This window comes from Paenibacillus suaedae, assembly GCF_032337355.1.
GTDB classification, from domain to species: Bacteria; Bacillota; Bacilli; order Paenibacillales; family Paenibacillaceae; genus Paenibacillus_B; species Paenibacillus_B suaedae.
This window is the reverse complement of the sequence record NZ_JAVYAA010000003.1, coordinates 175,288-186,839: the sequence shown is the minus strand read 5'-3', so window position 1 is coordinate 186,839 and position 11,552 is coordinate 175,288. Positions and strand designations below refer to the sequence as shown.

Below are 11,552 nucleotides of genomic sequence, written 5' to 3'. Positions count from 1 at the left end.
GATATCGTAGCCCGTTACAGTCTGGATGATATGTACGCGCGCAGTTCTTCTAAGTCGAACGGCTTCGAGAAGAAGCCAATCGCTCCTGCCGCCTTCGCTTCGTTAACCTTGTCTGCATCGCTATAGGCAGACATCATTATAACTTCGGTATCTGGACGCATTGTACGAACCGTATGCAGTACATCCAGGCCATTCATATCCGGTAGGCTCACATCCATGAGCACAATTTTACTTGGACACGCACGCATTGAATTAAGCGCCTGCTCTCCCGTCTCTGCTTCCCTTACTTCCAGTGGCAGTTCATCAAGTGCTTCCTTCAATAAAATCCGTATAGGCATCTGATCTTCCACGACAAGAATGGAGCAGTGACTCGTCACGTCTTCAGCTTCGTCCATCTGTCCATGCATAAGCGCATTACGATCTACCGTAACCGCTGCTTCTTGTACACATGAACGCTGCTTGATGACAAAGTATAAGTAAATAATAAATGGGACAGACGCGGAAAATATAACGAATAAAAATAGTTCCACTATCCTATCCTCCTTCCGATGAGGACGACAACAATCGAGTTATTACGACAACATCATGGATGATTATGATACATATTATAGTATGTTTTGTCGAAGTAAGATATGCTATTTTCTTAATTTCCCCGAAAAAAAGACCTTTGCATGAATTAATCACGCAAAGGCCGTATAAATTCAAATGATATTCGAAGAGATCATAAATCCGTAGATTCCTCTATCGTATCTGCTTCAATCGGCATGTTGACCGGCAAGGTCACAATAACCGTCGTCCCTACCTCAGGCTCACTTTCGATGGACATTTCTCCTCCATGAGCCTTCACCAATTCGTACGTAATCGCCAGTCCGAGCCCTGTACCGCCATGACTAGGATTCACTTGATAGAACTTGTCCATTACTTTGGTCAAGTGTTCTTCGCTTATTCCAATTCCTTGGTCAACAATACGAACAACCACTTTCTCCGCATCCCACGACGTATGAATCGTGATCACCGACTCTTCTGGGGAGAACTTGACCGCATTATCAATCAGATTCAGGAATACTTGCTTCAATCGATTCGGATCCGCATTCAGAATTTGCTCGTTGCCTCTGACGCGTTCCTCCAATCGAATTTGCTTCTTCTCTGCTTTCATTCTCACTTGCAGGATCGTGTCTTCGATAATTGTCGCGATGGATACCTGCCGCCAGTGGAACTGCAATTTATTCTCCTGCAGCTTCGAGAAGTCTAGCAATTCCTCAACAAGACCAATTAGGCGATCCGTTTCCTTATGAATAACGTTCAACCCCAGCTTCGTCTCCCCTTCATCTAACGGACCAGACAGCAAGGTCTCGCTCCATCCCTTGATTCCCGTCAATGGAGTCCGCAATTCGTGAGAGATCGATGAGATAAAGTCATTCTTTAATTGGTTGCTTCGCACAATCTCATGAGCCATGAAGTTGAGTGTCTTAGACAGCTCTCCAAGCTCGTACTTATATCCATCCTTGGCTCTGACATCGAATCGTCCCCGCGCCATCTGAGCGGATACAGCCGTAATCTCATTAATTGGCTTCACGATCGAATTCGCCAGTCCAAGGCTAATCACTAATACAATGATTAATATCGTAATCGAAATCAGTATAGACACGAGCACAATGCTATTCAACTGACTATTCACTACTTCTAGTGAGGTGACAAGTCTGACAATGTAGCTGATGTCGCCTCTCTCTAACAATGGAGCAGACACAGCCATTATCGACTCACCGGTTCCAGGCTGCTTGCCGATCCATTGTTCCAGCTTCCCTTGCTGCTGTACAGTAATCACATCGAGTGAGTTGATCGGCTTGTCGATTCGGAACCCACTGGAGGAGATAAGCACCTTCCCAGTCCGATCCAGAATTTGCACCTCGGCACCCGGCAATTTGAATAATTCGAGCAGCTCCGGCAATATGCCTTGATCATCTTCACTGGAACTAAGACTTATATATTGCTGATAGTATTTCGTCGTTACGGATGCATGGTTAGTTAAATTGCTGGATACTGAATCATAATAATACGTTCGCACCGAGATGAGAAAGACCACTTCCAGCATCAGCATCGTCATAAAGACGACGATGAAGTAATGCATGACTACCGAGCGGCGTATGCCCGGCTTAATCAAGGAGTTGTTCCCTTCCATTTATACCCGTGCCCCCATACCGTTTCAAGAAATCTTGGTGATGATGGCTCATCCTCAATTTTTTGACGCAAACGGCGAATGTTTACATCCACAATCTTAGGATCACCCATATAATCCTTGCCCCATACATGATCAAGCAGTACGTCTCGACTTAATGTCATCTCTTCCTTCTCCATGAAAAACTGTACCAGCGAGAATTCCGTAGGAGTTAAATCGATTGCTTGATTATTTTTGGTAAACCGCTTCGCAATTAAATCTAGTGAGAATGGGCCAGATTGATATACTACCTTCTGGGTAGAATGCTGATAAGAGCTGACCCTGCGCAGCAAGGACTGAATGCGCGCAACGAGCTCAGTAGGACTGAACGGCTTGCTCACATGATCATCCGCACCAACAGATAAGGCATATACTTTGTCCTGTTCCTGAACCTTGGCAGTCAGGAAGATAATTCCGAGCCGCTCATTCTGTTCCCTAACTCGTCTGCACACCTCAAAGCCATCAATACCCGGAACCATCACGTCCAGTAGGGCGATATCTATCGTCGGATCGCTCATTATCATTTGATAAGCATCATTGCCGTTATCTGCTTCCACCACATCGAATCCATTGCGCTTTAAATTAATGACAATAAAGCTGCGGATTGATTCTTCATCTTCAAGAATGAGTATTTTTGTCATCTCTACTATCTCCTTACTTCATTTCCTTTTAAGAATCACTATCATTTTTGTCGAGTTCTGGTATTTTAGGAACCCCTTGTTTCGCATTCAGTGGCTCCTTGCTGTAAATGCCGATAATCTTGTCACCAAACGAACTGAGGTATGTCCATTTTTCCTTATAAGACTCCCATGCCTCCGGTGTAAAGAATCGGATAATGGCGAATGTTTCGTTCGTATGAAGATCGACAAAGCGGAGCATTTCATCTTTTTTCGATTTTGTATCCACAGTCACACGTCCATACCAAGATTTTGGGAAAGAAAAATGGAAGCGATCCATATGGTCGCGGTATTGCTTCTCCACTAACTTCAAGCCATGCTGTCCATCCCATTGGAAGAAGTTTGTAAAATAAGGGATTTCATGAGATTGATACAGATCCCAGCCGTGAGGCTGCTCGGGAATACCGATCTCAATAATGCCATCGCCGTTCATGTCAGAGCTCTTAATACCGCCCCATTTGCTTTCCGTTAAGCCCTCTTGCAACAAGGATTCAAGCATATGATCCTTATTCATTCCGATAATATTTGATATATAGTAGTTGGCCCCTGCATCTGAATCAAGCACGAGTCCTTTGCGGTCTTTTGATATAAATCCAGACACCATATTCGTGTACGCATTAGCATTAGATGATAACCTCAACTCATGAAATTTAACCATCCTGCCATTTTGATAATCGAATGAAAAGAGGACAGGTATTTGACCTGAGCGGTTATTCAATATAAACAATCGATTCTTACCGTTTTGATCCAGATCATCGATCACGAATTGAGAATACGGCTGTTCGAACATTCTGACCATCTCTGTGTCTGTGAATCGATACACAACAAGTCCCTTATTCAGCTTCGGGTCATTGCTGCCATAACCTACCACAAGTTCAAGACTCTTATCACCTGTCAAGTCAACCAGCTCAACCCGGTCCAACTGAGTACCCTCACCATCGAAGTCGAACACCTTCGTCCATGTGTCACCATCTGATTTAAAGATCATACCATGGATTCGAACTTCCTTGTCTGGCGTCTCATAGAATACAATCGCCTCACCCTTGCCATCATTGTTCAAATCCGCAATGCGAATCGTGCTGCGATCGTCTGCATTGCGAGGCCGGATGATATTTGCTCCTTCAGGCTTTTGGGAGTCAATAATCGATTTTAAATTCGCTTTATCTGTCGACAATCGTGGTTCCTTAAGCATGGATTTGGGGTCTTGAACCCACTGACAGCCGCTTAACATGACACTAGCCAGTAGAAGGAGTAGCGATGCTTTTCGTATTGTTCGGCTTTTTATCATACATGCCATTCCTCCTTTGTTGCTTCTATTATTCGTTCTTTCGTCGAAACGCATTACTCTTCGTCTTTGTAGCCTATTCACAGGCATACTCTCTCATTATAAAAAAAAAGAGTCACCTAATGGTGACAAACCCGTGACAAAGCGATGATTCATTGGGAAAGAAACTTCCTCCTTGCTCAGCACACATGCTTCGTACTATATTTGAGCCTCGATGCTTACCTCGATGCTTAGTATGACAACTTATCTATAATGCCATTATCCGCTTTAATGTCGTTCAACTCGTATACTGATATCGGGAAGTACAGAAATCCATATACATACGCCGCAATTTCGTACAACTGGAAGAAGAGAACGAGCGATTTATCCGTCATATAGAAATCTTGATCCGGACGAATCGACTTGAATGGCTCTAGCGTCTGGATATCCCGCGTCTTAATCTGTGCGGCGACATGCTTAGACAACACGTCTACGTAAGGGGCCCCCGGCTTGAACAAATCAGATAGCTTTATCAGCTTGCCTGTCTCTGTCTCAAAGGTCAACCCACGCTGATAGGTCATCCCATGGGCTGCATGATAGGGATAGTCATATACACTTAAAGTAAGACTAAGGTATCCTCTTTCGTTTAATTTGATTTCGTACCAACCTTGAACCTGAATATTCTTCGGATCTTCCTCATAGCCGGAAGTTCGAATTAATTCCCTGACCTGATTTTGTATGGTATGATTCATACGCTCCGCCGCTTGTGGATGCTTCGGATCCACAACGACAGGAACGTACACCTCCAGGTTCGGCTTGCGAATAACATGAGGCTCGATCGGAATCGGCAATGGATACAGCATAAATAAAGCCACCTCCTACGGATGCGTGAGTGTTCGGAGAGAAAAGAACGTTCTTCCCCCACCTTACAACATATGCATCCATAAGAGATGGCGTGACAATTGCCTATTTACTTTTTCCCAATCTTCATTATAATATGAGAGCCTTCTCTGATTGAAGAAGCCGTCTGCCCTTCACATCGACTGCGATAGTGCCGTCATGAAGTCCCCATAATCGTGTAGCGAATTTCTCTGCTAGTTCAACCTGATGAAATACCGCAATAACGATCTTGCGCTGCTTCGTGCACAGGTCTCGAAATGTCGACAATACAGATTCAGCCGATTGCGGGTCTAGTCCGAGAACAGGCTCATCTGCAAGCAGCACGTCTGCTCCGTGTACAAGCGCCCTGGCAATGGCAATCCGCTGCTTCTCCCCACCACTCAGATCACTACACTTCTTATGGGCCTTGTCCAATAGGCCAAGCTGTTCAATGGTATCCATTGCCCCCATGTAGTCGTCTGAGCGTATCATTCCGGTAGCCATTCTCCATAGCGGAGTTTGATGGAAGCGTCCGATTAAGACGTTCTTCAATGCCTTGCGATTGTCCGACAGCACTGGGTTCTGTTCCAAGTAGGCGAACTCCCGCTTCACCTTCCGTCTTCCGCTCAGCTGCTGCGCGAAGATATCCACACCGTCAACGATAAATTTGCCGCTTGTCCATCTCTCCTGAAGCGCCAAACATTTCAGCAGTGTCGACTTCCCGCTGCCGCTCGCACCTACTACACCAATGAACTCGCCCGGCTGCACTTCGAAGCTAATATTTTTCAATACCTTCTGTTCAGGAGGGTACTGCTTCACTAACTGATCTACTCTAATCACCGTCAAGACTCCTCTCCATTCCGACAATGGCAGTTCGCTGCTTGTTTGCTGCGAGAGACTATTTATATGTGCGCAGCGGTTCACGAACATGTACTCTTAGTGTAAGGAAGGTAGCCCCTAACTTGCAAGCGTTTTATTGCGCCGTCTGAAGATGAAGCCGAGTAGTGAGAATCCAATATACCAAGCCCCGAGCAAGTAGAACATGCTCCCAATTGATACGTATTGAATCCCAATGCCCGCTAAATTCGGCCCAATGATGCTCCCTAAGCTGAAGTGAATGGATGCAATCACGTTAGCGGACGGCAAATATTCCTTAGGCAATATGTCTGCTGCATACGCGAGTCCTAATGAGAAGAAAGAACCAACCAAGCCTCCAACGAGCATGAACATAATGAGAATTCCCCAGATGTTCGTACCCACAAACGGGATGATAAGGAACCCTAATCCCCCTAAGATACCGCATGCCATCAATACTTTTTTGCGGTCGATGCGGTCGCTAAGCATGCCTAACGGCAGCTGCAGAATAAGTCCCCCGATCCCGAAGAATGGAAGCAAATACGATATCCAATGCTGTTCCATGCCGAGACGAAGCGCGTATACAGGGAAGTTGCTATTCATCGAGGCTTCCATGTAACCGTATAGGAATGCTGGCATCAGAGCGAACCAGGCCCATTGGTAGGAACGGCGATAGCGTTTCTCCGGTCTCGATCCGTCCTTCATCATCGCAGCTTCTTCATTTGGCAGCTTCACATATACAATTGCCATAACAATGAGGAACAGGAGAACAATCGCGATGAACGGTGCTGAATCATGGATAGACAACAAATTAATGCCTAATGGCCCGAAGCTGAAGCCTACCCCATACGCCATCCCATATAGGGAGATGTTTCTTCCCCGTCGATTCGCTGGACTGACTGACACGGCCCACAGCTGTGTCGCATAATGCAGCGCGCTGTCACCTAGACCAACAACAATTCGCAGAACGAACCATACCCAAATGTTCGGGAAGAACGGAAATAACGCTAGTGCGATCGTAACCGACACCATACCGGCAAGCAGCATTTTCTTATAGCCAAGCCGAATAAGTATCCGCTCTACTAGGAACATCATGGAGAATACCCCTAAGTAGAGGGCGGTAGCATTCAATGCATTCAGATCGGATGGAACCCCCATCCGCTCCAAGAAGATCGTAAGTAAGGGCAGCAATAACCCCTGACTAAGACCTGTAATCATAACAACAATAATCAGAATTATAAATTTCCAAGTTGGGGAATCTGTCGTGTTCCGCCAAGATGCCATTCTTAAACCTCCCCATTTATCTCTATCAAATGAACATTTCACAATTATAGTAGACAATGCTATGCAATACAATTCATAATAAATGTAGACACTCATTGTCATTACCAAGGAGGCTACGCAGGCATGACCTATCATGTTCGTATCGACTGTTCATCGGTATATGAACTTATTGGAAGCTTCATGCTATTTGTACACCGCAAATGGATTCGCAATGTTGACAACGGCATGACGTGGGTACGTCAAGCAGAGCAAATGATGCCCAGTGAATGGGAGGAGCATGCTCGTCAGGTGAAGCGTTATTCACTAACGGATTATGACATGCTGTATGCTATAGCGCTTGAATATACAGGCGGCAGTCATATTACAGGGTACATCGAGCATCTGGAACAGACAACTGATCAGCAATGGAAGCATGTTCAGGAGCAGTATGGCCTGCTAGACATTTCGCTCACCAGAGAGGATTGCCAACGATATTATGTACCCGCATTGAAATGCTGGTATGAGCATTACATCTCGCACACCTTGCCGCAATGGGAGCCTATTTTGCTGCAAGATGCGGATGAGAAGCGGCTCTTAATGAGCAAAATAACTCCAGAAGAAGTTGTCGAAGTTGCAACGAATGGCATCGTCATTCGTGATGAGAAGAATCATATTCGCGAATGCATTCTTGCTCCAATGTGGCACTATCGTCCGATGAACAATACGTGCACGTTTAAGAACAAGCTGCTTGTCCTGTACGCGGTTGACGAGCCCGCTGAAGATGATTGCGTGCCGTCTCACAGCCTGCTTCGCATGACGCAAGCGCTTGCTGACCAAGAACGGCTGCAGCTGCTGCGTTTCGTTAGTCAAGGTTCACGCTCATTCGCTGATATCCAACAGCATCTCTCATTATCCAAAGGAACCGTGAAGCATCATTTGGCCGTTCTTCGATCCGCTGGATACATACGTACCTATTGGGACGGCGATTCGGAATCCATCGCCCTTCGTCGGGAAGGGTTGTCCGACTTGTCCGTATTTCTAGAAGATTATGTGCAAGTACAATTGTAACGACTGACAAAGTATGCGTAATGGAAGGTTATCGCTATCCTCCTCACGCTTGTCATGTCTGAAAGGCGCAAGGAGGAAATCACATTGACTACATCAATGCCAAAACAAACAATACTGTTCGACATGGACGACACGCTCATTTATTGCAACAAATACTTTGACATTGTCATTCATCAATTTTTGGATACGATGACGACTTGGTTCAACTCATCGAACATGAGCGCGCAAGAAATCAAGTCCGTCCAATCTAAGTTCGACATCGCTGGCGTACAGAAAAACGGGTTTCAGAGCGAGCATTTCCCTCGTTCCTTCATTGAAACGTACAACCACTTGTGCAACTTGACAGGCAGAGATTCCTCTGATGAGGAGAAGGAACAGCTCTGGAAGCTCGGACTTAGCGTGTATGACATGGAAATTGAGCCTTATCCAGGAATGGTTGAAACACTAGAACTGCTTCGTGATCAAGGTCATGAATTGTACCTGTATACAGGCGGTGAGCCTGTTATCCAGCAGCGCAAGATTGACCAAATGAAGCTGTCCGCCTACTTCGGAGATCGCATTTTTATTCGTCAGCATAAGACAGCTGAAGCATTAGCAGAGATTGTGAAGGAGCAAGGCTTCTCACCTGCCAATACATGGATGATCGGCAACTCCGTACGGACAGATGTACAACCCGGCCTCTTAGCTGGACTTCATGTCATTTATTTAAAGCGTCCGAATGAGTGGCTCTACAACGTCATTGACATTGAGATCGAGCCCCAAGGAGCGCTGTACACTTTAGAGAAGCTTGCTGACGTACCTCGTGTTATCGAGGAATGGCTGCTCACCTCCAAGCTGAGCTAGATCAAGCAGACCCAAGTTCAATTCGGAACACAACATGAAGAAGCCATGCTGTCTCGTTTCCACCCTATGGGGCGGGCATATGGCTTCTTCATGTATGCTTCTAATGGAGAAACGAATATTCGTGTTCCGCTATTCTTCAACCACTTTCAAATCCCCAGTTGATCGATTGGCTAGAACCAATCTTCCTTTCACCGTTGCATTTCCTCTGGTAAAGCTAAGCTTCTTCGTGCTTCCCTTCTCCAATAGCTCGCGCATCATCACCGGAGATATCGTCTTCCCTGTAGCCAACTGCTTTTTCCACACAACGAACTTGCAGCCTAGCCTATAGTTCGAACAGCCGAACCCCTTGCGCCCTTCAATTATCGTACCGCCACAGCCTTCGCGAGGACATATGCCGAAGGTTTCAGGTGCTGCATGTTGTCCGCTTCCTTCTGATGAGCGGCTAGAACCAGAAGCTTGCGTCGCCGAACCCTTCACTTTGGAACTCTTCGATGTCTTGGCGCTGGTTTGCGGCTTGCCTCTCCCCTTGGATGACTTGTCCGATTCGATCAATGCAAGAACTTCGGCTGATACAGGGCTTTGCTTGCCGACACAATCAATGACATGAAGCGTGAACTTGCGCACAGCTTCCATGAATACATCTTCCGATGCCTCTCCTCTGGCAATCTGCGTTAATCGTCTCTCCCATTGCCCTGTCATCTCTGGTGAGGTTAGAAGATGTACCCCTGCCCCGCGAATCAGCTCAACAGCTGTCTTACCTTTGGTTGCGAGTGTAAGACGTTTGCCAGTCATCAAGATATATCCGACTTGCTTCAGCCGTTCAATTGTCGCCGCCCGCGTCGCAGGGGTTCCCAGCCCTGCATCCTTCATTACTTCACGCAGCTCTTCATTGTCCAGCTGCTTCCCTGCGCTTTCCATTGCCTTCAGCAATGTGCCCTCTGTATAAGACTTTGGCGGCTGTGTTGCCTTGGCAGCCATCTCCGCTTCGCGACAATGCACAGGCTGATTCTTGTCCAGGTTGAACTGCTCCGTATCGTTAAGTTCCTCTACTTGATCCGAGGATGATTGAGAATCCCCTTCATCCTCATCTTTCTTTTTCGAGCGCTTAGTGCGGGACTTCTCCTTATCATGATCATATAGGAGCTTCCAGCCCCGTATTCGCCATTGCTTCATGCTCGTCTTGAATGATTCCTGCTCGACCTCGGTTAACACCGTATAAAGTGTATACTCTGCAATTGGATAGAAGTGCGCCAGCAAGCGACGAACGATTAAGTCGTAGATTTTGCCTTCTTCAGGCGATAAGGTGCCCGGGCGCTTCGTCGTTGGCAGAATGGCATGGTGATCCTCAACTTTGTCTGGGTTGCACACGCTGCGGTTATTTTTATGAACCCGACTCGGTTCTGCTTGCGCCGCCAAGTCCGCATAACCCGGCATACTCATTAGCATCTTGAGCGCCTGATGCATGCCCCCAATATTTTGCTCCGTCACATAGTTCGAGTTCGTCCGCGGGTACGTAATCGCCTTGTGCTTCTCGTATAATGCTTGAGCTATATCCAGTGTCTTCTTTGCCGAGAATCCGAAACGCGCGTTAGCATCCCGCTGCAGCAGTGTTAAATCATAAAGCTTGTACGGATACTCCTTGCCTTCTTTGATCTGGTAATCGGCAATTCGTCCGCTCTTCCCTCTCACTTTGTCAGCAATCTCAGTCGCCTTTTGCTCGTCCGTAATTCGATCGCCCTGTCTAGTTCCCTTATAAGTTGTATCTCCCTGCTGAAATACAGCTGTAACCTCATAATAGGATTCGGATTGGAACGCCGCAATCTCCTGCTCCCGGTCATAAATAAGCGCAAGGACTGGTGTCTGAACGCGTCCAACCGACAATAGTGCCTTGTGCTTCGTTGTAAAGGCGCGAGAAGCGTTCATCCCAATAATCCAATCTGCCTGACTTCGGGCTCTTGCTGCAGCTGTAAGCCCTTCATAATACTCTGCACCCTTCATCTCTCCGAATCCTCGGCGAATCGTGTCTGCTGTCAGGTCGGATATCCATAAGCGCTTAACGGGCTGTTTCCATTTGTAGTGCTGTTGAATTAGGGCGAAAATATATTGCCCCTCGCGCCCGGCATCGCATGCATTCACGATTGTATCGCATTGTTTCGCCAACTCCCCGATCATTTTCAACTGATCCTTCGTGCGGCGTTCCGCCACAATCTTGAAGCTGTTCGGTAGAATCGGCAGATCGTAGAAGTTCCATCGTTTATATTTCGCATCATAGGCTTGCGGCTCTGCTAATCCGAGCAAATGGCCGATTGCCCATGTAATAATGTAGTGATCCCCTTCAATATGCGTCCGGTGCTTACGACCCCTTGGCTCGATGACAGAAGCGATGTTGCGTCCCATATCAGGCTTCTCAGCCACGACAAGTGTCTTCATCCTACCACCTCTTTCCATACACAACAGAAGAAGCCGCGCATGTGAGAATAAGCGCAGC

The 11,552-nt window shown here is 46.7% G+C and carries 10 protein-coding genes; 2 read left to right on the top strand and 8 right to left on the bottom strand.

Going from position 1 to position 11,552, the window contains the following annotated elements:
* Positions 1-14: 14 nt before the first annotated feature.
* From RQP50_RS14240 to RQP50_RS14210, 7 genes are all read right to left on the bottom strand, one after another.
* On the bottom strand, positions 15-530 hold the full coding sequence (locus tag RQP50_RS14240) for a response regulator (RefSeq protein ID WP_083545017.1): 516 nt from the start codon (positions 528-530) through the stop codon (positions 15-17).
* 191 nt (positions 531-721) lie between these two features.
* Complete coding sequence (locus RQP50_RS14235; protein WP_083545014.1) at positions 722-2,179, bottom strand: sensor histidine kinase; 1,458 nt, start codon at positions 2,177-2,179, stop codon at positions 722-724.
* Positions 2,158-2,856, bottom strand: coding sequence for a response regulator transcription factor (locus RQP50_RS14230; RefSeq protein WP_315745807.1), 699 nt, complete (start codon positions 2,854-2,856; stop codon positions 2,158-2,160). Before RQP50_RS14230 ends, RQP50_RS14235 begins: the two co-directional genes overlap by 22 nt.
* 28 nt (positions 2,857-2,884) lie before the next feature.
* Entirely contained in the window at positions 2,885-4,180 is a 1,296-nt protein-coding gene (locus RQP50_RS14225; RefSeq protein ID WP_315745806.1) for a hypothetical protein, read from the bottom strand.
* Between the two features lie 227 nt (positions 4,181-4,407).
* Positions 4,408-5,019 carry a DUF3298 and DUF4163 domain-containing protein gene (locus RQP50_RS14220; RefSeq protein WP_072728435.1) on the bottom strand — a complete coding sequence of 204 codons (612 nt, stop codon included), beginning with the start codon at positions 5,017-5,019 and terminating at the stop codon, positions 4,408-4,410.
* A gap of 127 nt (positions 5,020-5,146) precedes the next feature.
* Positions 5,147-5,875, bottom strand: coding sequence for a phosphonate ABC transporter ATP-binding protein (locus RQP50_RS14215; RefSeq protein ID WP_072728434.1), 729 nt, complete (start codon positions 5,873-5,875; stop codon positions 5,147-5,149).
* A 117-nt stretch (positions 5,876-5,992) separates the two neighbouring features.
* Positions 5,993-7,174: an MFS transporter gene (locus RQP50_RS14210; RefSeq protein ID WP_021253876.1), complete on the bottom strand. Its 1,182-nt coding sequence runs from the start codon at positions 7,172-7,174 to the stop codon at positions 5,993-5,995.
* A 123-nt stretch (positions 7,175-7,297) separates the two neighbouring features.
* Here RQP50_RS14210 and RQP50_RS14205 point away from each other — a divergent pair, with 123 nt between their 5' ends.
* Together RQP50_RS14205 and RQP50_RS14200 are read left to right on the top strand one after the other, a co-directional pair.
* Positions 7,298-8,221 (top strand): ArsR/SmtB family transcription factor, encoded by a 924-nt coding sequence (locus tag RQP50_RS14205; protein WP_072728432.1) that lies wholly within the window; start codon positions 7,298-7,300, stop codon positions 8,219-8,221.
* Positions 8,222-8,305: 84 nt separating this feature from the next.
* Positions 8,306-9,064, top strand: coding sequence for an HAD family hydrolase (locus tag RQP50_RS14200; RefSeq protein WP_227774464.1), 759 nt, complete (start codon positions 8,306-8,308; stop codon positions 9,062-9,064).
* 129 nt (positions 9,065-9,193) lie between these two features.
* Here the strand turns inward: RQP50_RS14200 and RQP50_RS14195 are convergent, their stop codons facing one another.
* On the bottom strand, positions 9,194-11,494 hold the full coding sequence (locus tag RQP50_RS14195; RefSeq protein WP_072728430.1) for a type IA DNA topoisomerase: 2,301 nt from the start codon (positions 11,492-11,494) through the stop codon (positions 9,194-9,196).
* Positions 11,495-11,552: the final 58 nt, after the last annotated feature.